The 24,817-nt window shown below is 66.8% G+C and carries 24 protein-coding genes; 15 read left to right on the top strand and 9 right to left on the bottom strand.

Going from position 1 to position 24,817, the window contains the following annotated elements:
* Nucleotides 1-109: 109 nt before the first annotated feature.
* Nucleotides 110-817 carry a Crp/Fnr family transcriptional regulator gene (locus I6I07_RS08840; protein ID WP_006391849.1) on the bottom strand — a complete coding sequence of 236 codons (708 nt, stop codon included), beginning with the start codon at nucleotides 815-817 and terminating at the stop codon, nucleotides 110-112.
* Between the two features lie 169 nt (nucleotides 818-986).
* Between I6I07_RS08840 and I6I07_RS08835 the strand changes: the two genes are divergently transcribed.
* From I6I07_RS08835 to I6I07_RS08805, 7 genes are all read left to right on the top strand, one after another.
* Nucleotides 987-2,963: an AMP-dependent synthetase/ligase gene (locus I6I07_RS08835; protein ID WP_198486357.1), complete on the top strand. Its 1,977-nt coding sequence runs from the start codon at nucleotides 987-989 to the stop codon at nucleotides 2,961-2,963.
* Nucleotides 2,964-2,968: 5 nt separating this feature from the next.
* Nucleotides 2,969-3,865 (top strand): ABC transporter ATP-binding protein, encoded by an 897-nt coding sequence (locus tag I6I07_RS08830; RefSeq protein WP_054430720.1) that lies wholly within the window; start codon nucleotides 2,969-2,971, stop codon nucleotides 3,863-3,865.
* A gap of 10 nt (nucleotides 3,866-3,875) precedes the next feature.
* The gene (locus I6I07_RS08825; protein ID WP_006391852.1) at nucleotides 3,876-4,805 is read left to right on the top strand and encodes a branched-chain amino acid ABC transporter permease; all 930 of its coding nucleotides are present in this window, start codon (nucleotides 3,876-3,878) and stop codon (nucleotides 4,803-4,805) included.
* A 24-nt stretch (nucleotides 4,806-4,829) separates the two neighbouring features.
* Nucleotides 4,830-5,894 (top strand): branched-chain amino acid ABC transporter permease, encoded by a 1,065-nt coding sequence (locus I6I07_RS08820; RefSeq protein ID WP_198486356.1) that lies wholly within the window; start codon nucleotides 4,830-4,832, stop codon nucleotides 5,892-5,894.
* 126 nt (nucleotides 5,895-6,020) lie between these two features.
* Nucleotides 6,021-7,361: an ABC transporter substrate-binding protein gene (locus I6I07_RS08815; RefSeq protein WP_081105123.1), complete on the top strand. Its 1,341-nt coding sequence runs from the start codon at nucleotides 6,021-6,023 to the stop codon at nucleotides 7,359-7,361.
* A gap of 58 nt (nucleotides 7,362-7,419) precedes the next feature.
* Nucleotides 7,420-8,262, top strand: a complete 843-nt coding sequence (locus tag I6I07_RS08810; protein ID WP_050813109.1) for an ABC transporter ATP-binding protein — start codon at nucleotides 7,420-7,422, stop codon at nucleotides 8,260-8,262.
* An 82-nt stretch (nucleotides 8,263-8,344) separates the two neighbouring features.
* Complete coding sequence (locus I6I07_RS08805; RefSeq protein WP_006391856.1) at nucleotides 8,345-9,613, top strand: phenylacetate--CoA ligase family protein; 1,269 nt, start codon at nucleotides 8,345-8,347, stop codon at nucleotides 9,611-9,613.
* 79 nt (nucleotides 9,614-9,692) lie between these two features.
* Here the strand turns inward: I6I07_RS08805 and I6I07_RS08800 are convergent, their stop codons facing one another.
* From I6I07_RS08800 to I6I07_RS08785, 4 genes are read right to left on the bottom strand one after another with little or no spacing between them, the layout of a single operon-like run.
* On the bottom strand, nucleotides 9,693-10,931 hold the full coding sequence (locus I6I07_RS08800) for an NAD(P)/FAD-dependent oxidoreductase (RefSeq protein ID WP_198486355.1): 1,239 nt from the start codon (nucleotides 10,929-10,931) through the stop codon (nucleotides 9,693-9,695).
* A gap of 13 nt (nucleotides 10,932-10,944) precedes the next feature.
* On the bottom strand, nucleotides 10,945-11,382 hold the full coding sequence (locus I6I07_RS08795) for a YeeE/YedE family protein (protein ID WP_198486354.1): 438 nt from the start codon (nucleotides 11,380-11,382) through the stop codon (nucleotides 10,945-10,947).
* A gap of 1 nt (nucleotide 11,383) precedes the next feature.
* Nucleotides 11,384-11,815, bottom strand: coding sequence for a YeeE/YedE family protein (locus I6I07_RS08790; protein ID WP_198487458.1), 432 nt, complete (start codon nucleotides 11,813-11,815; stop codon nucleotides 11,384-11,386).
* Nucleotides 11,809-12,147 carry an ArsR/SmtB family transcription factor gene (locus I6I07_RS08785; RefSeq protein ID WP_006391860.1) on the bottom strand — a complete coding sequence of 113 codons (339 nt, stop codon included), beginning with the start codon at nucleotides 12,145-12,147 and terminating at the stop codon, nucleotides 11,809-11,811. The genes I6I07_RS08790 and I6I07_RS08785 overlap by 7 nt, the downstream gene beginning before the upstream one ends.
* Nucleotides 12,148-12,273: 126 nt before the next feature.
* On the opposite strand from I6I07_RS08785, the gene I6I07_RS08780 reads away from it, so the two are divergent.
* The 6 genes from I6I07_RS08780 (at nucleotide 12,274) to I6I07_RS08755 (ending at nucleotide 17,446) form a co-directional block, all read left to right on the top strand.
* On the top strand, nucleotides 12,274-13,137 hold the full coding sequence (locus I6I07_RS08780; RefSeq protein ID WP_198486353.1) for an MBL fold metallo-hydrolase: 864 nt from the start codon (nucleotides 12,274-12,276) through the stop codon (nucleotides 13,135-13,137).
* Nucleotides 13,138-13,235: 98 nt separating this feature from the next.
* A complete protein-coding gene (pap, locus tag I6I07_RS08775; RefSeq protein WP_198486352.1) occupies nucleotides 13,236-14,702 on the top strand; it encodes a polyphosphate:AMP phosphotransferase in 1,467 nt (488 codons plus the stop codon).
* A 19-nt stretch (nucleotides 14,703-14,721) separates the two neighbouring features.
* On the top strand, nucleotides 14,722-15,171 hold the full coding sequence (locus I6I07_RS08770) for a GNAT family N-acetyltransferase (RefSeq protein WP_054430727.1): 450 nt from the start codon (nucleotides 14,722-14,724) through the stop codon (nucleotides 15,169-15,171).
* Nucleotides 15,168-15,632 carry an HIT family protein gene (locus tag I6I07_RS08765; protein ID WP_006391864.1) on the top strand — a complete coding sequence of 155 codons (465 nt, stop codon included), beginning with the start codon at nucleotides 15,168-15,170 and terminating at the stop codon, nucleotides 15,630-15,632. Before I6I07_RS08770 ends, I6I07_RS08765 begins: the two co-directional genes overlap by 4 nt.
* Before the next feature lie 110 nt (nucleotides 15,633-15,742).
* Nucleotides 15,743-16,963, top strand: coding sequence for a Na+/H+ antiporter NhaA (gene nhaA, locus I6I07_RS08760; protein WP_198486351.1), 1,221 nt, complete (start codon nucleotides 15,743-15,745; stop codon nucleotides 16,961-16,963).
* A gap of 69 nt (nucleotides 16,964-17,032) precedes the next feature.
* Nucleotides 17,033-17,446, top strand: coding sequence for a DUF488 domain-containing protein (locus tag I6I07_RS08755; protein ID WP_198486350.1), 414 nt, complete (start codon nucleotides 17,033-17,035; stop codon nucleotides 17,444-17,446).
* Between the two features lie 30 nt (nucleotides 17,447-17,476).
* Here I6I07_RS08755 and I6I07_RS08750 read toward each other — a convergent pair whose 3' ends face one another.
* The 3 genes from I6I07_RS08750 to I6I07_RS08740 form a co-directional block, all read right to left on the bottom strand.
* Nucleotides 17,477-18,325, bottom strand: coding sequence for a lysozyme inhibitor LprI family protein (locus I6I07_RS08750; RefSeq protein ID WP_198486349.1), 849 nt, complete (start codon nucleotides 18,323-18,325; stop codon nucleotides 17,477-17,479).
* 30 nt (nucleotides 18,326-18,355) lie between these two features.
* Nucleotides 18,356-19,522: a hypothetical protein gene (locus tag I6I07_RS08745; RefSeq protein WP_061073021.1), complete on the bottom strand. Its 1,167-nt coding sequence runs from the start codon at nucleotides 19,520-19,522 to the stop codon at nucleotides 18,356-18,358.
* 177 nt (nucleotides 19,523-19,699) lie between these two features.
* Entirely contained in the window at nucleotides 19,700-20,410 is a 711-nt protein-coding gene (locus I6I07_RS08740; protein WP_198486348.1) for an N-acetylmuramoyl-L-alanine amidase family protein, read from the bottom strand.
* 371 nt (nucleotides 20,411-20,781) lie between these two features.
* Between I6I07_RS08740 and I6I07_RS08735 the strand changes: the two genes are divergently transcribed.
* Nucleotides 20,782-21,567, top strand: a complete 786-nt coding sequence (locus I6I07_RS08735; RefSeq protein WP_006391870.1) for a 3-hydroxybutyrate dehydrogenase — start codon at nucleotides 20,782-20,784, stop codon at nucleotides 21,565-21,567.
* Nucleotides 21,568-21,672: 105 nt separating this feature from the next.
* Nucleotides 21,673-22,092 carry a PH domain-containing protein gene (locus I6I07_RS08730; protein WP_198486347.1) on the top strand — a complete coding sequence of 140 codons (420 nt, stop codon included), beginning with the start codon at nucleotides 21,673-21,675 and terminating at the stop codon, nucleotides 22,090-22,092.
* Between the two features lie 96 nt (nucleotides 22,093-22,188).
* On the opposite strand, the gene I6I07_RS08725 is transcribed toward I6I07_RS08730, so the two are convergent.
* Entirely contained in the window at nucleotides 22,189-24,597 is a 2,409-nt protein-coding gene (locus I6I07_RS08725) for a TonB-dependent siderophore receptor (protein ID WP_420094583.1), read from the bottom strand.
* Nucleotides 24,598-24,817: the final 220 nt, after the last annotated feature.

The following is a 24,817-nucleotide window of genomic DNA, read 5'->3' as shown; positions in this document are numbered from 1 at the left end:
ACGGGGCCATCGAAGGTACGGGGGATCAGGCCAAGTACCCGGGGCCTGGGTCTCGATCTGGGCGCCGCACCGTCGCGACCCAGGCTGACGCCGGCGCCTCGGCCGCCATTCAGGCGGCGTGTTCGCCTTCCAGCGCGCCGCGGTCGGAGCCGTACAGTTTCAGCCCATCCAGATCCAGCACCCGTACCGCGCCGTATTCGACGTTCAGCAGGCCCGCCTCTTCCAGCTTGCGCAGCGCCTGGTTGGCGCGCTGGCGCGAAACCCGCGCCAGGTAGCCGACCTCTTCCTGCGTGATGGTCAGGCGCATGCCCATGCCGGGGTACAGCAGCGGGTTGAACAGCTCCGCCAGGCAGCGGGCCACGCGCGCGTCCGGATCCAGCAGGCGGTCGTACTCGGCCTTGCCGATGAACTGGGCGACGCGCTCGTTCAGCTGGTGCAGCAGGTAGCGGTTGAAGGGGATGCTGGTGTCCAGCAGCCAATCGAAGGTGGCGGCCGGCAGGCGCGCGACGACGGAATCGCGCAGCGCCACGATGTCGTACTTGCGGACTTCGCGCTTGAGCAGCGAGCCCTCGCCGATCCAGCCGCCGGCGGGCACGCCCGTCAGCGACGCGACCTTGCCCTCGGCATTGCCCACCGACACCTTCACCAGGCCGGCCAGCACGCCGATCCATGCCTGGGCGAGTTCGCCTTTGCGCTCTATGATCGACCCGGCGGCGGCTTGCTGCACGGACAGGTCTCGTTCGACGCGCGCTTGCTGCTCGCCGTCGAGCACGCGAAACCAGGCCGCGGCAAGTTGCAGGGAGTCGGATAGCTGCATCGGGAATACCCTAAAAGTTCCTTGAATGTCGCGATGGTGACAGTTGGTAGCAACCCAACCTTATACCTTAACTCCTGCCGTAAATCTAAAACCAACTGGTCAAGCGCAACCGCTCGTGCGCCGCGTCTCGCGGCTGCGGGTCCGATGCGCCCAAACCGGAGGAGACAACGTGGCACATTCTTCGCCCGCATCCGCACAGATGCCGGCGGCGCTGGATACTTTTCCGGCGCTGCTGTTCGCGCATGCCGACGTACGCGGGTCGCGGCCCGCGATACGTGAGAAAGACCTGGGTATCTGGCAAACCCTTACCTGGGCCGATGTGGCGGAGCACGTGCGCCAGGTCGCCCACGGGCTCGCGTCATTGGGCATCCTGCCCGGCATGCACGTGGCCGTGATCGGCGAGAACCGCCCGCGCCTGTACATGGCCATGATGGCCGCGCAATCGCTCGGCGCGATCCCCGTGCCGCTCTACCAGGACGCCGTGGCCCAGGAAATGGTCTACGTGCTGCAGGACGCCGAGGTCAGCGTCGCGGTGGTCGAGGACCAGGAACAGGTCGACAAGATGCTGGAAGTGCTCGAGCAATGCCCCGCGCTCAAGCACGTGGTCTACGACGACCCGCGCGGCCTGCGGCACTACACCGATGCGATGCTGCTGTCGTACGACCAGCTCGAAGAAATCGGCCGCGACTACGCCGCGCAGCATCCCGACTTCTTTGCCCGCGCCGTGGCCGCGGTGCAGCCGCACGACGCGGCCGCGATGTTCTATACCTCGGGCACCACCGGCAAGCCCAAGGGCGTGGTGCTGACGCACCATGCGCTGATCGACCGCGCCCGCGCCGTGTCCGAAATGGAGAAACTGACCGACCACGAGGACGTGCTGGCCTACCTGCCGCCAGCCTGGATCGGGCAGAACATGTTCTCGTACACGCAGCTGCTGGTCACGGGCTTCACCGTGAACCATCCGGAGTCGCCCGACACGGTCTCGATCGACATGCGCGACATCGGGCCCACCTACTACTTCGCGCCGCCGCGCGTGCTGGAAGGCCTGCTGACCCATGTGATGATCCGCATGGAAGACGCCGGCTATCTCAAGCGCAAGCTGTTCCATGCCTGCATGAAGCTGGCGCGCCGCGTCGGCACCCGCATCCTGGACGGCGAATCCGTCAACGCCTGGGACCGCCTGCGCTACGCGCTGGGCAACGTGATGATCTACGGGCCGCTACGCAATGCGCTGGGCATGAGCCGCGTGCGCGTGGCCTACACCGCGGGCGAAGCCATCGGCCCCGACCTGTTCGTGTTCTACCGCTCCATCGGCATCAACCTCAAGCAGCTCTACGGCTCCACCGAGACCTCGGTGTTCGTCTGCGTGCAGCCGGACGGCCAGGTGCGCGACGATACGGTCGGCCCGCCCGTGCCCGGCGTCGAGATCCGCGTGGCCGACAACGGCGAGATCCTGGTCAAGAGCCCGGGCCTGTTCAAGGAGTACTACCGCAACCCCGACGCCACGCAGGAAGCGCGCAGCGCCGACGGCTGGTTCCACACGGGCGACGCGGGCTACCTGGACACCGACGGCCAGCTCAAGATCATCGACCGCGCCAAGGACGTCGGCAAGCTGGCCGACGGCAGCCTGTTCGCGCCCAAGTACCTCGAGAACAAGCTCAAGTTCTTCCCGCACATCAAGGAAGCGGTGGCGTTCGGCGCCGGCCGCCAGGACGTGTGCGCCTTCATCAACATCGACCTGGAAGCCGTGGGCAACTGGGCCGAGCGCCGCGGCCTGCCCTACGCCGGCTATACCGACCTGGCGGGCAAGGACGAGGTCTACCAGCTCATCGCCGACTGCGTCGAGCAGGTCAATGCCGACCTGGCCACCGATCCGAAGCTGTCGGCCTCGCAGATCAGCCGCTTCCTGATCCTGCACAAGGAACTGGATCCCGATGACGACGAACTGACGCGCACCCGCAAGGTGCGGCGCGCCTTCATCGCGCAGAAGTACGGCGTGCTGATCGACGCCCTGTTCGAAGGCAAGCAATCCCAATTCATCGAGACCGAAGTGAAGTTCGAGGATGGCCGCAGCGGCAAGATCTCCGCCGACCTCAGGATCCGCCCGGTCAAGACGTTCCCCGCCATCACCGCCCGAGCCGCGTAGAGACCATGAGCAACAACGACCGCGACCAGCGCATCGGCGACGTGATGCTGGACATGCAGAACATCTCGCTGTCCTTCGGCGGCGTCAAGGCGCTGACGGACATTTCCTTCAATGTGCGCGAGCACGAGATCCGCGCCATCATCGGCCCCAACGGCGCGGGCAAGAGTTCGATGCTGAACGTCATCAACGGCGTCTACACCCCGCAGCAGGGCGGCATCGCATTCCGCGGCGAGCGTTTCTCGCGCATGAATCCGCGCCGCGCCGCCGAAATGGGCATCGCCCGCACCTTCCAGAACCTGGCCCTGTTCAAGGGCATGAGCGTGCTGGACAACATCATGACCGGTCGCAACCTGCGCATGAAGTGCGGGCTGCTGGCGCAGGCCTTCCGCCTGGGCGCCGCCGAACGCGAAGAGATCGAGCACCGCCAGTTCGTCGAGAACATCATCGACTTCCTCGAGATCCAGGCGTATCGCAAGACGCCCGTGGGGCGTCTGCCCTACGGCCTGCAAAAGCGCGTCGACCTGGGCCGCGCGCTGGCCATGGAGCCGCGCCTGCTGCTGCTGGACGAGCCGATGGCCGGCATGAACATCGAGGAAAAGCAGGACATGAGCCGCTTCATCCTCGATGTGAACGACGAATTCGGCACCACCATCGTGCTGATCGAGCACGACATGGGCGTGGTCATGGACATCTCCGACCGCGTGGTGGTGCTGGACTATGGCAAGAAGATCGGCGACGGCAAGCCGGACGAGGTTCGTGCCAACGAAGATGTCATCCGCGCGTACCTTGGCGTCGGCGGCGAAGCCGCCGTCACCAAGGACGCCGAAGCGCAGGCAACAGCCCCCGCCCCTAACCCTCCCCCCGAGGGGGAGGGAGAAAACTCACTGGCTGCACGGACTTAAGGGGCGAATGATGGGATTTTTTCTGGAAACCTTATTCGGCGGCCTGATGAGCGGCATGCTGTATGCCCTGATCGGCCTGGGCTTCGTGCTGATCTTCAAGGCATCGGGCGTGTTCAACTTCGCCCAGGGCGCCATGGTGCTGGTGGCGGCGTTGTCGATGGCGCGCTTCTCGGAGTGGATACCGCGCTGGTTCGGCTTCGAAAACATGATCCTGGCCAACGTGCTGGCGTTCATCGTCAGCGCCATCGTGATGTTCCTGCTGGCGGTGGCGATCGAGCGCTTCGTGCTGCGCCACCTGGTCAACCAGGAAGCCACCACGCTGCTCATGGCCACGCTGGGCATCAGCTATTTCCTTGACGGCCTGGGCCAGATCTCGTTCGGCAGCTCGGTCTATTCCATCAACGTCGGCATGCCGAAAGATCCGTTGATGATCCTGGACTCGGTGTTCGAAGGCGGGCTGCTCATCAACCTCGAAGACCTGACCGCCGCGGTCATCGCCGCATTGTTGGTGGCGGCGCTGGCACTGTTCTTCCAGTTCACCTCCACCGGCCGCGCCCTGCGCGCCGTGGCGGACGACCACCAGGCGGCGCAGTCCATCGGCATCCCGCTGAACCGCATCTGGGTCATCGTCTGGAGCGTCGCCGGCCTGGTGGCGTTGGTGGCCGGCATCATCTGGGGTTCCAAGTTCGGCGTGCAGTTCACGCTCTCGACCGCGGCGCTGCGGGCGCTGCCGGTGGTGATCCTGGGCGGCCTGACCTCGGTGCCGGGCGCCATCCTGGGCGGCCTGATCATCGGCGTGGGCGAAAAGCTGTCCGAGGTCTACCTGGGGTCGCTGGTGGGTGGCGGCATCGAAATCTGGTTCGCCTATGTGCTGGCGCTGGTGTTCCTGCTGTTCCGTCCGCAAGGGCTGTTCGGCGAGAAGATCATCGACCGCGTCTGAACCCCGGCCTTCTAGGATAAAAACATGTTCTATCGCGAAAACGGCCAATTCAAGACCAGCTATCGCGCCGACCAGCAGATCTTCCCGATCCGCCAGGACCGCGTCTTCATCTGGCTGCTGCTGGCGGTGGCGTTCATCGCCGTCCCGGCGCTGTCCAGCGACTACCTGCTGCGCGCCATCCTGATTCCGTTCCTGATCCTGTCGCTGGCCGCGGTCGGCCTGAACATCCTGGTGGGCTACTGCGGCCAGATCTCGCTGGGCACGGGGGCCTTCATGGCGGTGGGCGCCTATGCGGCGTGGAACTTCGGCGTGCGCTTTCCCGGCATGCCGCTGATCGTCCAGATCCTGCTGGGCGGCTGCTTCGCCACCCTCGTTGGCGTCATCTTCGGCATTCCCAGCCTGCGCATCCGCGGCCTGTACCTGGCCGTGGCCACGCTGGCGGCGCAGTTCTTCGTCGACTGGGCGTTCCTGCGCATTCCCTTCTTCACCAACTACTCGTCGTCGGGCAACGTCTCGGTGCCGCCGCTGACCGCCTTCGGCCTGCCGGTGCAGAGCGCGCTGGAAAAGTACCTGTTCGTGCTGATCCTGGTGGTGGTCTTCAGCCTGCTGGCCAAGAACCTGGTGCGCGGCGCCATCGGCCGCCAGTGGATGGCGATCCGCGACATGGACGTGGCCGCCTCGGTCATCGGCATCCGCCCGATGTACGCCAAGCTCACCGCGTTCGCGGTCAGCTCGTTCATCGTCGGCGTGGCCGGCGCGCTGTGGGGCTACATCCACCTGGGCTCATGGGAGCCGCTGGCCTTCGACCTGACCCGCTCGTTCCAGCTGCTGTTCATGGTGATCATCGGCGGCCTCGGTTCCATCATCGGCAGCTTCTTCGGCGCGGCGTTCATCGTGCTGGTGCCGGTGGCGCTGTCCAACGTGCCGCACATGCTGGGCCTGCCGCTCTCGGTGGACACGGCCGCGCACATCGAGCACATGGTGTTCGGCGCGCTGATCGTGTTCTTCCTGATCGCCGAGCCGCACGGGCTGGCGCGGCTATGGAGCATCGGCAAGGAAAAACTCCGCATCTGGCCTTTCCCCCATTGATTTCGCATTGATTTCTGCGGGCCCCGGCGGCACGAGCGCCGTGGCCCACATCCTGAATACCCGGCTCAAGACCGGGCCAACCCCGGTGTCCGAGGGTTTATGACCCAAACACCACGCAGGAGGTAAATGGAGATGAAGCGTCTTAACCTGAAGTTGGCGGCAGCCTTGGTGGCCGCAGCCGGCGCCATCGGCGCCGTGGCCACGCCGGCAATGGCGGCGGAAGAGCAGTTCGTTCCGTTGCTGGTGTACCGGACCGGGTCGTTCGCGCCGCTGGGCATTCCCTGGGCCGACGGCAAGCTCGACTACCTGAAGCTGGTCAACGAGCGCGACGGCGGCGTCAACGGCGTCAAGATCACCTACGAGGAATGCGAAACCGCCTACGCCACCGACCGCGGCGTGGAGTGCTACGAGCGCCTGAAGGGCAAGGGTACCGGCGCGTCCGGCTTCGACACGCAATCGACCGGCATCACCTTCGCGGTCAGCGACAAGGCCATGGTCGACAAGGTGCCGGTCGAGACGATGGGCTACGGCCTGTCGCAATCGGTCGACGGCAGCGTGTTCGAGTGGAACTTCCCGCTGCTGGGCACCTACTGGACCGCCGCCGACGTGATGATCCAGGACATCGCCAAGAAAGAAGGCGGCATGGACAAGCTCAAGGGCAAGAAGATCGCCCTGGTCTACCACGACTCGCCCTACGGCAAGGAACCGATCCCGCTGCTGCAGAAGCGCGCCGCCAAGGAAGGCTTCGAGCTGCTGCTGTATCCGGTGACCGCCCCCGGCGTGGAACAGAAGTCCACCTGGCTGCAGATCCGCCAGGCCCGTCCGGCCTACGTGCTGCTGTGGAGCGCGGGCATCATGACGCCCACCGCCATCCGCGAAGCCCAGGCCAGCGGCTACCCGCGCGACAAGATGTACGCGATCTGGTGGGCCGGCTCCGAAGGCGACGTGAAGGACCTGGGCGATGTCGCCAAGGGCTACAACGCCATCACCGTGCACAACAGCGGCGCCGAGCACGACAAGGTCTATGACGATCTGAAGAAGTACGTCTACGACAAGGGCCAGGGCTCGGACAAGACCGGCAAGACCACGCTCGGCACCATCGCCCACACCCGCGGCATGATGATCTCGATGCTGCAGGTCGAAGCGATCCGCACCGCGCAGGAAAAGTTCGGCAAGGGCAAGGCGCTCACCCCCGAACAGGTGCGCTGGGGCTTCGAGAACCTGAACCTGACGCAGGAACGCCTGAACCAGCTGGGTTTCGGCCAGATCATGCGCCCGGTCAAGACCTCGTGCAGCAACCACAAGGGTGACGACTGGGCCCGCATCGTGCAGTGGGACGGCGCCAAGTTCAAGGTCGCCTCGGACTGGTACCAGGCCGACAAGACCCTGCTGGACCCGATGGTGAAGGAAGCCGCGGCGAAGTACGCCAAGGAAAAGAACATCACGCCCCGCACTTGCGAGAACTGATGTGAACCGGCGGCCGGCGCCCCATGGCGTCGGCCGCCACCAAGCCGCAGGAACCGCCATGACCGCAGCAACGACTACCGCTACTACCGCCGACACCCCCAAGGTGCTGCTCGATGTGAACGGCATCGAGGTGATCTACAACCACGTCATCCTGGTGCTCAAGGGCGTTTCCCTGCAGGTGCCGGAAGGCAGGATCGTGGCCCTGCTGGGCGCCAACGGCGCCGGCAAGACCACCACGTTGCGCGCCATCTCGAACCTGCTCAAGGGCGAGCGCGGCGACGTCACCAAGGGCCACATCCAGTACCGCGACCAGCGCATCGAGAAGCTGTCGCCGGCCGAACTGGTCAAGCGCGGCGTGGTGCAGGTGATGGAGGGCCGCCATTGCTTCGCCCACCTCACCATCGAAGAGAACCTGCTGACCGGCGCCTACACCCGCGACCTCGGCCGCGGCGACACCAGCGCGGCGCTGGAGCGCGTCTACCAGTATTTCCCGCGCCTGAAGCAGCGCCGGTCCAGCCAGGCCGGCTATACCTCGGGCGGCGAACAACAGATGACCGCCATCGGCCGCGCGCTGATGGCCAACCCCAACATGATCCTGCTGGACGAGCCGTCCATGGGACTGGCGCCGCAGATCGTCGAGGAGATCTTCGAGATCGTGCGCGACCTGAACCAGCGCGAGCGCGTCAGCTTCCTGCTGGCTGAGCAGAACACCAACATCGCGCTGCGCTACGCCGACTACGGCTACATCCTGGAGAACGGCCGCGTGATGATGGACGGCGCCGCCAAGGACCTGGCCCAGAACGAGGACGTCAAGGAGTTCTATCTGGGCATTTCCAGCGGCGAGCGCAAGAGTTTCCGCGACAACAAGTTCTACCGCCGCCGCAAACGCTGGCTGGCCTGATCCCTGGAGCGGCGACGCCGGCGCGGTCCGGCTCGCCGCCGGCAACGACACCGCAGTACGGCACACGAGAGGGTGCGATCCCATGTCCGAGTTTTTCGATGTCCTGGAAACCCGAGCGCCCGAGCAACGCGAGCGCGAGCTGATGGCGGCCCTGCCCGGCGCCATCGCCCGCGCCATCGCCGGCGCGCCGGCCATTGCCGAGCAGCTGCGCGGCATCGACCCCGCCACGGTCACGTCGCGCGCGGCGCTTGCGCGCCTGCCGGTGCTGCGCAAGCACGAACTGCTGGAACGCCAGCAGCACAGCCGCGAGCAGGCCGCGCAACCCGCCGGCGCGCAGAAGGCCTTCGGCGGCTTCTCGGCCATCGGCTGGGGCCAAGCCATGCGCGTGTTCGCCTCGCCCGGCCCGATCTATGAACCCGAAAGCGCGCGCGCCGACTACTGGCGCTTTGCCCGCGCGCTATACGCCGCCGGGTTCCGCGCCGGCGAGCTGGCCTACAACTGCTTTTCCTACCACTTCACGCCGGCCGGCTCGATGATGGAGACCGCCGCGCACGCCGTGGGCTGCACCGTCTTCCCCGGCGGCACCGGCCAGACCGAACAGCAGGTGCGCGCCATCCAGGACCTGGGGCCCAGCGGCTACACCGGCACGCCCAGCTTCCTGAAGATCATCCTGGAAAAGGCCGACGAGCTCGGCGTGAAACTGGATTCGCTGCGCCGCGCCCTGGTGTCCGGCGAAGCCTTCCCGCCCTCGCTGCGCGACTGGCTGGCGGCGCGCGGCATCGAGGGCTACCAGGCCTATGGCAGCGCCGACCTCGGCATGATCGCGTTCGAGACGCCGGCCCGCCAGGGCCTGGTGCTGGGCGAGGACATCATCGTCGAGATCGTGCGCCCCGGCACCGGCGAACCCGTGCCCGACGGCGAAGTCGGCGAAGTCGTGGTCACCACGTTGAACCCCGACTACCCGCTGGTGCGCTTCGGCACCGGCGACCTGTCGGCGGTCATGCCCGGCATCTCGCCCTGCGGCCGCACCAACACCCGCATCAAGGGCTGGATGGGACGCGCCGACCAGACCACCAAGGTGCGCGGCATGTTCGTGCATCCCTCGCAGGTGGCCGACGTGGTGCGCCGCCATCCCGAAATCCTGCGGGCGCGGCTGGTGATCAGCGGCACCACCGGGTCGGACAAGATGGTGCTGCGGGTGGAGTCGCGCGTGCGCGGCGAAGACCTGGGCGCCCGCATCGCCGAATCGGTGCGCGACGTGACCAAGCTGCGCAGCGACGTCGAATGGGCCGAGGCCGGCGCCCTGCCGAACGACGGCAAGGTCATCGACGACATCCGCACCTACGAATAAGAAGGATAAGAAGAAGAAAGGCGCGCGCCCGGGACCGGCAAAGCCCGGGCGCGGCACCGCCTCTCTTGACGCGACGGGCTCAGTTGCCCAGCGGGCGGGCCAGCCATTCGCGGCCCTTGAGCATGCCGTTCCAGTAGATCCACGGCAGCATCGTCGCCTTCAGGAACCACGCGCTCTTGCGCGGCACGGTCGGATCCAGCGGGAAGGTGGGCAGCAGCTTGCCGCCATAGCCGAACTCGGCCAGCACGATGCGGCCGCGCTCGACCGTCAGCGGGCAGGAACCGTAGCCGTCGTACGTGACCGGCAGCGCATGGCCCTCGCGCACCGCCAGCAGGTTCTCGGCCACCGTGACGATCTGCTTGCGCGCCGCCGCCGCGGTCTTGGCGTTGGTGGTGCTGATGCCGTCGCCCAGCCCGAAGATATTGTCGTGGCGCACGTGACGCAGCGTGGCCGGGTCGACCTCGCACCAGCCCGCCGCGTCCGCCAGCGCGCTCTGGCGCAGGAGATCGTGCGGCACCTGCGGCGGCACCGCGTGCAGCATGTCGAACGATTTCTCGACGCGCGTGACCGCGCCCTCGGCATCCTTCACATCGAACCACGCCTTGCGCGCCGGGCCATCGACCGCCACCAGCGCCGAATTGAAGGCCAGCCCGATGCCGTAGCTTTCGACGTAGCGCATCAACGGCGGCACGAAGGTCGGCACGCCGAACAGCACCGCGCCGGCCAGGTCGAATTCGACGTCAATGCGATCCAGCACGCCGCCGCGGCGCCAGTGGTCGCAGGCCAGGTACATGGCCTTCTGCGGCGCGCCAGCGCACTTGATCGGCATGGCCGGTTGCGTGAACAGCGCCTTGCCGCCTTTCAGGCCGCGCACCAGTTCCCAGGTGTAGGGCGCCAGGTCGAAGCGGTAGTTGGAGCTGACGCCGTTGCGGCCCAGCGTTTCCGACAGGCCGTCCACCTTGTCCCAGGCCAGGCGCAGGCCCGGGCACACGATCAATTGCTGGTAGCTGACCGCGCTGCCGTCGGCCAGCCGTACCTGGTTGGCCTCGGGCTCGAAGCCGGCCGCCGCGGCCTGCAGCCAGGTGGCGCGGCCCGGCATCACCGAGCGGGTCGGCCGCACCGTCTTGGCGATGTCGAACGCGCCCCCGCCCACCAGCGTCCAGGCCGGCTGGTAGTAGTGTTTGTCGCTGGGCTCGATGACCGCGATGCGCAGGTCCGGACGGCGGCGCAAGAGGCTGGCGGTCACGCCGATGCCCGCCGAGCCGCCCCCTACCACCACCACGTCGAAATCGCGCTGCGCCTGTGCTGCCGTCTGCATGCTTGTCTCCCGGTTATGAACCGGTCCGCGGGGGCCGGCGATTGAAATGTTGAATGATCGAAAACAGCGCCATGCCCGCCGCCATGGCGGCCACGAAGATCAGCGCTTCGCGCACGCCGGCCGCCGCCGCGACCAGGGCCGGCCCCGGGCAGAAGCCCGCCAGGCCCCAGCCCGCGCCGAACGTCAGGCTGCCCAGCGCCAGGCGCGGATCGATGCGCGTGGCCGTGGGCCACTGCAGCGGCGCGCCCGAGACGCTGGCGCCGCGCCGCCGCAACCACGCGAAGCCCACGGCGGTCACGGCCAGCGCGCCGCCCATGACCAGCGCCAGCGACGGATCCCACGGCCCCGCCAGATCGAGAAAGCCCAGCACCTTGGCCGGGTTGGCCATGCCGGACACGATCAGGCCCAGGCCGAACACCAGTCCCGCGATGAAGGCGAATCCGGCGATCATGTCAGCCTCCGATCGCGTGGCGCACGACGTAGACCGTGACGAACCCGGCCGCCATGAACAGCGCGGTCGCCACCAGCGAGCGGCGCGATCCGCGCGCCAGGCCGCACACGCCATGACCGCTGGTGCAGCCCGAGGCAAAGCGCGTGCCGATGCCCACCAGCAGGCCCGCGACGATCAGCCGGCCCGTGCCCGCGTCCACCGTGATGGGCGGCAAGGCGGCGGCCATGCGGTACAGCCAGGGCGAGACGCACAGCCCCGCCAGGAATGCCAGCCGCCAGCCGCTGTGGCGATCGGGCGGCAGCAAGCCGCCCAGGATGCCGCTGATGCCGGCGATGCGGCCCGCGCCCAGCATGAGCAGCACGACGGCGGCGCCGATCAGCGCGCCGCCGGCAACCGCGCTCCAGGGCGTGAAAGCAGGCCAGTCAATCATGATGCGAGCGCCGCCATGGCGCGGCCGCAATACAGGCTGGACAGGGTTTTCATGACCTGGTTGACCTCGAAGCTGGCCAGTTGGTAGTACACGTACTTGCCCTGGCGCCGCGTGCTCACCAGGCCTTCGTCGCGCAGCACGCCCAGCTGCTGCGACAGGGTCGGCTGGCGGATGCCGGTCAGGGATTCCAGTTCACCGACGTTGCGCTCGCCCTGCACCAGTTGGCACAGCAGCAGCAGCCGGTCTTCATTGGCCAGCGCCTTGAGCAGCGCGCAGGCCTGGGAGGCGGATTCGCGCAGGGCGGCGACTTCGCATTCGTTCAGGGCAGTAAGCATTTGATGAGAATCAATCGGCCGGACAGGACTTGATCATTATATTGACGGATAAACTATCCAACAATATTATTCAAATACATATATTGTTTCGTGCGCACAGCCGTCGCACGCCCGAGGCAACCGCCCATGACCCCGCAGATCCAAGCCTTTTTCGACCCGGCCACCGCCACCGTCACCTACGTGGTGCACGAACCCGCGCCCGGCGGCGCCTGTGCCATCATCGACTCGGTGCTGGACTACGATCCCAAGTCCGGCCGCACCAGCACCGCCAGCGCCGACCGGGTGGCCGCCTACGTCCGTGAACACGGCCTGCGCACCGAATGGCTGCTGGAAACCCACGCGCACGCCGACCACCTCTCGGCCGCCCCCTACCTGCAACGCCAGCTGGGCGGCGTCATCGCCATCGGCCAGAGCATCCGCACCGTGCAGGGCGTATTCAAGAAGATCTTCAACCTCGAGCCGCAGTTCCAGCTCGACGGCTCGCAGTTCGGCCGCCTGTTCGCCGACGGCGAAACGTTCTCGATCGGCGCGCTCACGGCCAGCGCCATGCACGTGCCCGGCCACACCCCCGCCGACATGGCCTACCGCATCGGCGACGCCGTCTTCGTCGGCGACACCCTGTTTATGCCCGACGTCGGCACCGCCCGCTGCGACTTTCCCGGCGGCGACGCCCACCAACTGTTCCGCTCCATCCGCCAGCTGCTGAGCCTGCCGGACGACACCCGCCTCTACATGTGCCACGACTATCCGCCCGCCGGCCGCGACGCCGCCTGGCAGACCACCGTGGCCGAGCAGCGCCGCGCCAACATCCACGTGCGCGACGGCATCACGGAAGACGACTTCGTCGCCATGCGCACGCGGCGCGACGCCACCCTGTCGATGCCCACGCTGATCCTGCCGGCCATCCAGGTCAACATCCGCGCCGGCCACTTCCCGCCGCCGGAAGACAACGGCGTGCGCTACCTGAAGATCCCCGTCGACGCCCTGTAGCGGGCGCCCGCCAGGGTTCCCCCGGCCGCGCACTTGCGCGCCGCCGGGATATCCCGCAAGATCGGCCGGTCACAAGATCGCCGATCCAACGGAACCCTATGTTCGCCGAAGCCGAAGCCGACCCAGTCCTGACCAAGGAAGCCTTCAAACCGCTGGAAGCCAAGCTGCGCGTCGCGCTGCTGAACGCGCAGTACCAGCGGCTGCAGAAGGCCGAGAAATCCCTGCTGGTGGTGGTGGCCGGCATCGACGGCGCCGGCAAGGGCGCCACGGTCAACCTGCTCAACGAATGGATGGACCCGCGCCACATCAAGACGCTGGCCTATGGTCCGCCGGAAGGCGACGAGCTCGAGCGTCCGCCCATGTGGCGCTACTGGAAAGACCTGCCGCCCAAGGGCAGCACCGGCATCGTCTTCGGCTCCTGGTACACGCCGCTGATCCTCGAGGCGGCGCGCAAGCATCCCAACCAGGACAGCATCGAGGCCCAGTCGGTGGCCATCCGCCGCTTCGAGGCCATGCTGGCCGCCGAGGGCGTACAGATCCTCAAGCTCTGGTTCCACCTGTCGTCGGACGCCCAGCGCGCACGCGCCAAGCGGCTGCTGGCCAGCCCGGAAACCTCGTGGCAGGTCAGCCCGGTCGACCTCAAGGTCTACAAGAAGTACGACCGTATCCGCAACGGCGGCCAGGTCGTCATCAACCATACCGACAGCGGCCATGCGCCGTGGGTGGTGATCCCCAGCGCCGACGAGAACATGCGCGCCGCGCGCACCGCCGAGGCCGTGCTGGCCGCCATGCGCCAGCACCGCGTGCCGCGCATCCCGGCGTCGTTCGTGGCCCATACCGGCCCCGCCCGCATCCTCGACCGCCTCGGCCAGCTCGACTACGACGCCAAGCTCGACCGCGAGGATTATGAATCCGAACTGGGCCTGCTGCAGGGACGCCTGGCGCGCGCCGCCCGCTCCAGGAAATTCCAGGAACGCTCGCTGGTGCTGGTGTTCGAAGGCCAGGACGCCGCCGGCAAGGGCGGCGCCATCCGCCGCATCACGCATGCGCTGGACGCGCGCCAGTTCGACATCACCCCGGTGGCCGCGCCCAACAGCTACGAGCTGTCGCGCCCTTACCTGTGGCGCTTCTGGCGCCATGTCCCGCGCCAGGGCCGCATCGCCATCTTCGACCGCTCCTGGTATGGCCGGGTGCTGGTCGAGCGCGTCGAGAAAATCACCCCGCCGGCCCACTGGCGCCGCGCCTACGCCGAGATCAACGACTTCGAGGCGCAACTGGCCGGCAGCGGCGCGCTGGTGCTGAAGTTCTGGCTCGCCATCACTGCCGACGTGCAGCTCGAGCGCTTCAAGGATCGCGAGAAATCGCCCTTCAAGAACTTCAAGATCACGCCCGATGACTGGCGCAACCGCGACAAATGGAAGGAATACGCCGCCGCCACCAACGAGATGCTGACCCGCACCGACGTCCAGCACGCGCCGTGGCACCTGGTGTCGGCCAACGACAAGCGCTACGCTCGCCTTCAAGTGCTGCGGCATATCGTCGAAGCCCTGGAAAACCAACTCTGACCCGCAGGAGACCTTGCCCATGAGCTCGGCTGAAATCCGCCCCGTCGTCGCCGCCGATTTTGATGTCTGGCTGCCGCTCTGGAAGGGCTACCAGGACTTCTACCGCGTCGACATCGCCGATGCCGTCACGCGCAACACCTGGGCCCGCTTCCTCGATCCGGCCGAACCGGTGAACGCCGCGCTGGCCTACGACAGCGGCCGCGCGGTCGGCATGGTCCACTGGATCTTCCACCGCTCGACCTGGACGGCGGGCGACTACTGCTACCTGCAGGACCTGTACGTGGACCCGGAGACCCGCGGCACCGGCGCCGGCCGCAAGCTGATCGAGCACGTCTACGCGCAGGCGGCGGCCGCCAACTGCGCCCGTGTCTACTGGCTGACCCATGAAACCAACGCCACGGCGATGCAGCTGTACGACCGCATCGCCGACCGTTCCGGCTTCATCCAATACCGCAAGGTGCTGCCTTGAGCGCGCGCGACCCCGACTGTCCTCTGTGCCAGACCGACGGCGGCACGTTGCTGTGGCGCGGGCCGCACCTGCGCCTGATCGAGGTCGACGACCCGGACTACCCGGGCTTCACGCGCGTCATCTGGAACGCCCACCTGGCCGAGATGACCAGCCTGTCGACCCACGGCCGCGACCTGCTGATGCGCGCGGTGTACGTGGTCGAGGAAGCGCAGCAGTCGATCCTGACGCCCGACAAGATCAACCTGGCCTCGCTCGGCAACATGGTGCCGCACCTGCACTGGCACGTGATTCCGCGCTGGCGCGGCGACCGCCACTTTCCCGATCCGATCTGGGCGCCGCCGCGCATTGCCGCCGGCGCCGAACCGGCCGAGTGGACCGAGCGCCAGGCCCGCGTGCGGGCGTTGCTGCCGCGCTATCGCAACCGGCTGGTCGAGGCCATGAACGCGCTCTTGTGGCATTGAGGCGCTGGTACCAAATCCTATAGAAATCAAGGCCTTCCATCCCACGGGCCCCGCGCAATTCAGGTAAAATTCAGGTTTTACGCTGTATCGCAGCACCCAAGGAGTGAATCTTGACCCTGCAGGCCTCGCCCCCGTCCCGGCCCGTCTCTTTCCTGCAGGCGTTCCTGCGTTCCGAAGCCCTCGGCGGCTACGTCCTGATGCTGGCGGCGGTGGTCGCCCTGGTCGTCGCCAACAGTCCGCTGGCGGCCGGCTACTTCGACATCCTCGGCACCAAGCTGGGCTTTCATGTCGGCCCGGTGATGCTCAAGGAATCGGTGCTGCACTGGATCAATGACGGCCTGATGGCCGTGTTCTTCCTGCTGGTCGGCCTGGAAATCAAGCGCGAGGTGCTGGACGGCCAGTTGCGCGGCGCGGCCCGCATCGTGCTGCCCGGCATCGCGGCTCTGGGCGGCATGGCCATGCCGGCGCTGATCTACGTGCTGCTGAACCTGGGCAGTCCCGACACCCTGCGCGGCTGGGCCATCCCCGCCGCCACCGACATCGCTTTCGCGCTCGGCATCCTGGCATTGCTGGGCAGCCGCGTGCCGACCTCGCTGAAAGTGTTCCTGACCGCGCTGGCGATCCTGGACGACCTGGGCGCCATCGTCATCATCGCGCTGTTCTATACCGCCGAGCTGAACCTGTTCGCATTGGCCATGGCCGGCGCGCTGCTGGCCTGCCTGTTCTGCCTGAACCGGGCCGGCGTGCTGCGCCCGGCGCCCTACCTGCTGATCGGCGCGGTGCTCTGGTACTTCGTGCTGAAGTCCGGCGTGCACGCCACGCTCGCCGGCGTGGCGCTGGCGCTGACCATTCCGCTGCGTCCGCAGAACCAGGGCCGCGCGGGCGAGCATTCGCCGCTGCATGCGCTGGAACACGCGCTGCACAAGCCCGTGGCCCTGCTGATCGTGCCGCTGTTCGGTTTCGCCAACGCCGGCGTCTCGTTCGCCGGCATGGGCCTGTCGAGCCTGGCGCAGCCGGTGCCGCTGGGCGTGGCGCTGGGCCTGTTCCTGGGCAAGCAGCTGGGCGTGTTCGGTTTCGCCTGGCTGGCCATCCGCGCCGGCGTGGCCAGCCTGCCGCGCCACGCCAGCTTTACCCAGCTGTACGGCGTGGCCCTGCTGTGCGGCATCGGCTTCACCATGAGCCTGTTCATCGGCGCGCTGGCCTTCACCGATCCGGCGGCCGTCGACGCCACCAAGATCGGCGTCCTGACCGGCTCCGTGGCCTCGGCGGTGGCGGGCTTCCTGCTCTTGCGCACGGGCGGCTCGTCGGTGCCGGCCACTGCCAAGGCCTGACACGGCCGGCCGCGGGCGGCCGGGCATCGCGGTAGTAGACTGGGGGGGCCGTCACAGGAGCCCCCCGCGATGAAACCGTCCGCCATTTCCGTGCAACGCGTCTATGAAGGCCTCGGCCCCGAAGGCAGCTATCGGGCGCTGGTGGACCGCATGTGGCCGCGCGGCCTGCGCCGCGCCGACCTGGCGCTGGATGAATGGGCCAAGGACATCGCCCCCAGCGCCGAATTGTGCAAGTGGTTCAGCCATCTCGACGAGCGCTGGGACGCCTTCCGGGAAAAATACCTGGCCGAGCTGGCCGACCCGGCGCAGCAAGCCCGCATGGCCGCGCTGCTGGAGGCCGCGGGCGCGCGTCCGCTGACGTTGCTGTATGGCGCGCGCAATACCGCGCACAACCAGGCGGTGGTGCTGCGCGACGCGTTGCAGGACTACGCCAGGCACCACCGCAAGCGCCTGGCCCGGGCCGCCGCCGCCGACCCCGCCTGATACGGCCCTGCCCGGCGCACCCCGGCCCGGCTAGCGGCCGGCGTCCTTCGGGTTGGACAGCGGGAACGACGGGTCGGTCAGGCAGGCCTTGAGCCAGCCGTACTCATCGTCGTCATGCACCTCGCCGTCCACCTTGGGCAGCGGCGTGGAGGAATAGTCGACCTTGTGCACGTCGGGTCCCGTGTTCCAGTGCGCGTCATCGGAAATGCCGCCGGGACAATTGGCGTCGACGCCGTTGAACGAGCAGGACGCCACCGGCACCGGCTTGTTGTCGACCACCTTGGCCACGTAGCGCTGCGCATAGACCGAGCCCGTGGCCCAGTATTCTTCCGCGCTGCAGATGCGATCGTTGTTCTGGTAGTGGCGGATCGCGAAGCAACCGTAGTACTTGTAGTCGCGTGGCAGGACATCGCACGACACGTCAAAGCCGGCGAACGGGCCGCCCGTGAACTGCTTGTTGAACTCGCGCTGGCGCAGCGCCGTGGCGATCATGGCGGGCAGCTTGTCGCCCTTCCTGATCTCCTTGAGCGCGGCCACGCGGTTCAGGATCATGTCGGCCGCCAGGCCGCCAGGCGTCTTGTCATCCTGCAGCGCGTCGGAATCGTCGGTCAGCCCTTCCAGCGCCCGGTCGCGGGCATCGATCCAGCGCCGCTGGCTGTCCACCAGCATCTTGCGGATCTCCTCGTCCGGCGCCTGCTTCAGCACCGCCGCATAGGCGCGGTTCAGCTCGGCATCGGCGGCCACCGCCTTGCGATCCGAGCAGATCAGCTTCTCCGACGGGCTGCTGGCCTTCTGGCAATTGATCGCCAGCGCCGGCGCCGCCAGCACGCCCAATCCCACCAGGCACAACAGCTGCGCCGCGCGATTCCTGAAACTCATTGCAGTTCTCCCTGGCATCGGACCGCTGCGTCAGCGGCTGATGACCTCGCTGTCTTCCATGACGATGCGATAACGGTTGCGCAGGTCAAGGACGTAAGTGAAATTCGACGTGCCGGTCGCGGTCTTGCCGCGTTCCGGGCTCGATACCTTGTAGTCGTAGAGGCCCTTGACCATGCACATCTGGTCCTGGCACTTGGCCCGCAGCGAATTCTGGTCGACCACGAAACGACGCACCGGCCAGCGCGCGAAGTACGCCTCCTTGTCCGCCAGGATCTCGGATTTCGGCCGCTGCTTCTTGAAGTAGTCGACCGTATCGGCGTAGAACTCGCGCGTGAACTTCAGCGCTTCCTCATTGGTGCCGCTGCCCGCCTGGATCATCAGGGCCGCGGCATTGATCGCCTTCTGCTCGTCGGTAATCGCCGCGGGCGCGGTTTCCTTGGGCATGTACGGGTTGGCCACGGGGCCGGCCGGCGCCGGCGCGGCATCGGGCGAGGCCGGCTTGCGCGGCGGCAGCTTGGCATCCCCGGGCGACTGCGCCTGCGGCGCGGGCGCCGCGGCGGGCGCCGGGGCCGCGCGCTGGCCTGTGCCCGGTTGCACGTCATTGCTGGCCGTGCGGACGTTGCCGGTGCGGTTGATGCCGTACTTGATGATCTCCTGCGGCGAGAAGAAGTACATCTCCTTGGGCGGCGTGCTGAACATGATCCCCAGCACGTCCGCCGACACGCCGTACTTCGGCAGGGTCGCGACGATGTCCGAAACCCCGAACTGCGCCTGTTCGCCCGTCATCTCGGGCGCGGAAATCTGGTGCACGCCCAGCCGGCCCTCGGCCAGGCGCTGGCGCCCCGCGAAGAACACGAACGAGCAGGCCGACGCACAGTAGCTGTCCTTCGGAATATAGGTATTCAGGCCGCGCTCGTAGACCTCTTCGGCCACCACCAGCCCGATATGCACCAGGCCGCCGCCATTGTTCTGCAGGATCAGCGTGGAAATGGTCGGATGCTCGCGCAGCGCCTTCTTCAGGTTGAGCATGTCGTTGGCGCCCACCGCGCCCACGTAGACCAGCAGATTGGGCTGGCTGGGCAGGAAGAAGAACGGGCCGTAGCGCTCGGGCTCCTCTTGCTGCTGCGCCGGCGCCTGCGTCTGCGCCACCGCGACGGACAGCCCGGTCATCGATAGCGCCAGGGACGCGGCCAACATCGTCAGTTTTCTTTTCAGCATCATCAGTCCTTGTTCTCGGAACGCACGCCACGGCCGGGATCGCCCCCGCGCTGCGCAACCGCGTCGTCCGGGCGCGGCGGCCCACCATACGAATGCCGGATTTTATCCATCCCTTGCGATTTCATCCCACGTCCGCCCGCTGGCCCCCTCGCCGCGCTAGCGCCGCTGGCAGGCGTGCGTGCCGTCCGCGATCGCCCGCGCCAGGCGCTGGATGGTCTCGGGCCGCGCCAGGCGCGCCTCTTCGTCGGGATTCACGATCACGCCCGCCTCCACCAGCACCGCCGGCATCGCCGCGGTCTTGAGCACCGCCAATCCGTCGTAGCGATGCACGCCCAGGCGGCGGTCGAGCAGCGGCCGGTTTTCGCCCGCGATGGGCTCGGCGTGGTACAGCGACGGCTTTTCGCCCGCCGCCACCAACGCCTCGCCGATCGCCTTGGCGCAGCGCAGGCTGTCCTCGTAGCGGGGATTGAGCTGCGAGACAAAGATGGCGAAGCCCGCGAATTCCCGCTGGCGGCCAGCATCGATGTACTTCTGCTGCATCGAATCGTGATGGATGGAGATGAAGAAATCCGCATCGGGCGCGGTCAGCGCGCGCCGCCCCAGCGCAATCTCGGCGCCATCGGCCGACACACGCGTCACGCGATCGCCCAGCGCCAGCAGATCCGTCGCCACCGCGCCGCTCAGGTCCAGGTTGTATTGGTACTCCACCCGGCCGCTGGCGCCCGTGGCGCCTGGCTGCTTGGGCGTGTGGCCCGTGTCCACCACCACGTAGGCCGCCTGCGCCGACAGCGCCGCCACCCCCAACACGGCCGCCGCGACACCGCGCGCCCACCTTGCCGCCCCTTGCTTGCCCGCTCGACCGTTCATGACTGATGCCACGCTTGACTTCGCCTTGTAAGAAACAAGGATCCCGCCATCCAGGGCGGGACCGAATGCGGCGGATTCTCGCGCAGCCTGGCGCAACCGGCAATGGCCGAATACCGCGCATCAAGCGGCTTCGTAACAAAACCCGCTTGGCAGGGCTGCTGGCGCGGCGTCGAAGGCGCGCGGCTTGCCCCGGGGACCACGCCGCCCCGCCGCGCACCGGACTGACATGCGGCGGAAGCAAATGACATAGAAAGTTACCCTGGCCGTGGCGTTCAGGCTGCGCTCATCCTGGAGCGCTACCATCAAGCCATGCCCCTCGCATCCGCGGGCGCACCCCGGCCCGCGGCATCCTTACCCGGAGGTTCCCCAGCATGAGCAATCTGAACGGAAAAGTCGCCGTCGTCACCGGCGCCGCCAGCGGCATTGGCAAGGAAATCGCGCTGACCCTGTCGCGCGCCGGCGCGGCCATCGCCATCGCCGACCTGAACCAGGCCGGCGCCGACGCCGTCGCCCGCGAGATCGAACAGGCCGGCGGAAAGGCCATGGGCGTGGCCATGGACGTCACCAACGAAGACGCCGTCAACCAGGGCATCGACCGCGTCGCCGCCGCCTACGGCAGCATCGACATCCTGATCTCGAACGCCGGCATCCAGATCGTCAACCCCATCGAGAACTTCGCCTTCGCCGACTGGAAGAAGATGCAGGCCATCCACGTCGATGGCGCCTTCCTCACCACCAAGGCCGCGCTCAAGCACATGTACAAGGATGATCGCGGCGGCGTCGTCATCTACATGGGCTCGGTGCATTCGCACGAAGCCTCGCCGCTCAAGTCCGCCTACGTCGCCGCCAAGCATGCGCTGCTGGGCCTGGCGCGCGTGCTGGCCAAGGAAGGCGCCAAGCACAATGTGCGCTCGCACGTCATCTGCCCCGGCTTCGTGCGCACGCCGCTGGTCGAAAAGCAGATCCCCGAGCAGGCCAAGGAGCTGGGCATCAGCGAGGAAGACGTGGTCAAGAAGGTGATGCTGGGCGATACCGTCGACGGCATCTTCACCACCGTCGAGGACGTGGCGCAGACGGCGCTGTTCCTGTCGACCTTCCCCAGCGCGGCGTTCACGGGACAGTCGTTCGTGGTCAGCCATGGGTGGTACATGCAGTAGGGACATGCAGCAAGAACGAGCGCTCGCGTCTCGACAATCGACACCCAGGACAACCTCCGCGCCGCCTTGTCGGCCTGGAGGTTTTTTTCGGCAACGCGTGCCCGCATGCCCGGCCCCGGGCTGGTCTACGGCCCGCGCCAGACCGCGATCGACCTGGACAAGGTCAATGCCGTTTCCGGTGAAACCGGCATCATGTTCGGCAATATCTCCATCCAGGACAGCGCCGGCAGCTACCAGATACGCAACGTCTGGAAGAAAACCGTCATGCGATTCACCAACCGCGTGCAGGAAGCCATCGAAGCGCGCAAATCCCGCTTCATGCAGCAGCCCGCCGCCAGCAAGGCCGCCATGGAATTCCTGATCGTCATTGCCATCATCGTGACGCTGATCGTCGGTTATTTCTGCCTGGGCATGGTGCTGAAGTTGCTGCTGCAATGGTGGCTGCCATTGGTCTGCGCGGGGCCGCTGCTGATGCTGGCGTTCGAAGCGAAGATCGACAAGGCGTTCTATTTCGACGACGTCTGATCCTCGCGCGAACGCCGTCGTACTGCACCCTGCCGACGATGAGGCCGCCACAGCTGACTGCGCCATCGCCGTCGCGATGCGCAGCCAGCCATGCCGCTAGAACTGATAGCGTGTCGTCAGCAGGAAGCTGCGCGGCGTACCGTAGTAATTGCCGCCGTTGTTGCCCTGCATCGATTCGAAATAGCGCTTGTCGAACAGGTTGTTGACGTTGAACTGGATATCCAGTTGCCGGTTCACCTTGTAGCCGGCCACCAGATCCACCACCGTGAACGGCGACTGCTTGACCACGTAGCCCTCCGCGCTCGTCAACGATTGCGTCGAGGTCTTGCTCTGCGCCCGCACCGCGCCGCCGATCCGCCATTTCTCGTACGCCCCCGGCAGGTGATACATGGCGGCGACCTTCAGCTGATGCTGCGGAATGTAGCTGGCATAGGGCTGGCCCGCGGCGCCATCGAGACCGCCAGAGGACACCTTGGCGCGCGTGTAGGAGTAACCGATGCCCACGTTCAGCCGCGGCAGCAGCTCGCCATTGATGTCGATCTCCACGCCTTCGCTCTTGACCTCGCCCACCGCCCGATAGCAATTGGTGGCGACGAAGCACGACGAGATATCGGTCACCGCCTGCGGCAGGTTGGACTGCGTCGTCGAGAACACCGCGATGGCGGCGTTGATACGCTCGTCCAGATAGCTGCCCTTCAGGCCGATTTCGTAGTTGGTGCCGTCCACCGGCTTGAGCACCGTGCCCGACGTGTCCAGGTAGTACTGCGGCTTGAAGATGCTGGAATAGCTGGCGTAGACCGAGTGGTTGTCGTTCAGGTCATAGGTCAGCGCGGCATACGGCGTGAAGTGCTTGTCTTCGCTGAACTTGCGATGGCTGCTCCAGGCGCCTTGATACTGCTTGTTGTCGAAGTCGAACCAATCCAGGCGCGCGCCCAGGATCATGCTGAGCGGGTCCGCCAGGCGGAAACGGCCGGTGGCGTAGGCCGACGTCAGTGCCGAGCGCTGGTCGCGGCTCCAGAGCGTGTCCTTCACGAAATCGGAACGGCGAATCGAATCCGGATCCCACGTGTACGGATTGACGCCACCCAGCATGTAATAGCCGGTCGGCGAATCCAGGTAGCTGTAGCCGTCGTCGCGCCACGTATCCTTGCGGTAGCTCGCCCCAAGCGCAATGTCGTGGAAACGGCCGAACAACTTGACCGGCCCTTGCGCCGACACGTCGAAGCTCTGCTGCTTCTTGTCGTAGTCATAGCGGCCGCCCATCACGTCGTAAAGCATATTGCCCTGCGCGTCATAGCTGCCACTGACGAAATAGGCGCCGTCCAGCGCCGACGACGCATTGACGGAGCGGGCGGCGGCCTTGGCCACCCAGCCGCTGTCGAACTTGTGCTTGAGCTCGGCGAACAGGCTCGATTCCTTCTTGTCCCAATAGCTCCATGATGGCGAGAACCGCCGTGACCGCCGGATATCCAGCGGCGAACCGTCGGGGGCCGTGGGAACCCCCATCCATTCGGACCCCGGATTGTCCTCGGTGTTGGAATGGCCGCCCAGGCTCAGCGTGGTGCGCGAGGTCAGGTCGATATCGACGACGCCGTAGTACAGATGCTTGCGGCTGCTGTAGCCATCCGTGAAATACTGCCGCGACTGCTGCGACGTGACAAAGCGCCCCCGGATCGAGCCGCTGTCATTCAACGGGCCGCTCGCATCGAATTCGCCGGAGAAATTATCCCAGTTGCCCGCGCGCGCGGTGGCGATGAACTGCGCCACGTCGGTCGGCTGCTTACGCACGAAGTTGATGGCGCCCGACGGATCGCCCATGCCCGTCATCAGGCCCGTCGGTCCTCGCACCACCTCCACGTGGTCGTACATCGCCGTGGTGCTGTAGGTGGACGTGTCCGTCTCGTAGGTCACGGGCATCCCGTCCAGCAGGAATGTATTGATCGTGAAGCCGCGGGAAAAATAGCGCGAGCGATCATTGCTCCAATGGTTCACCGTCACGCCGGTGGTGCTGTTGGCCACGTCATCGATGGTCTGCATCGCGAAGTCGTCCAGCTTCTGGCGTGTCACCACGCTGACGGACTGCGGCGTTTCCTGGATGGTCAGCGGCAGCTTGGTGGCCGTGTTCATCGCGCCCGTGGTGTACGAGCCGGTGCCTTCCGTGAATTCATTGCCCTTGCCCACCACCGTGATGCTCTGCATCACCACACTGGCATCGCCGGCATCGCGCGACAGGGCGACCCGGTTGCCCGTTCTTTCGAACACCAGGCCGGAGCCCGCCAGCAAGGCGCGCAACGCCTCGTCCGGCGTCAGCCGGCCCGACACGGCCGGCGCGCGCAGATTGCGCACGGCATCCGGCGAATACGCCAGATCCCACGAGGCCCGCGTGGCCAGGTCGACCAGCGCGCTTTCCAGCGATTGCGCCGGCATGTTGAGCTGCAGCGCCGCTTCCTGCGCCTGCGCGGCGGCCGGCGACAAGGCCACCCCCAGCAACAGCGACAAAGCCAGCGCACCCAGGCCTTGGGCAGACGCCCGCCTGCGCGGCGATGAATGGAATCCAATGGTTGAACGGTTCACGGAACGAGCTTTCCTGATGATTTTCCTGGGATCGGCACCGGCGGGCCTGAACGGCCCGCGATCGTGGCGATATGAAGCGGCGCTGAACGACACGCCTATCCCCAGGACGCCGTGGCGCGCCCAATCCCTGATGAAAAACCACCGATCATTT

This window comes from Achromobacter deleyi, from assembly GCF_016127315.1.
GTDB lineage: Bacteria > Pseudomonadota > Gammaproteobacteria > Burkholderiales > Burkholderiaceae_B > Achromobacter > Achromobacter insuavis_A.
The sequence above is the reverse complement of the archived record's forward strand: the minus strand, read 5'-3'. Positions and strand labels throughout refer to the sequence as shown.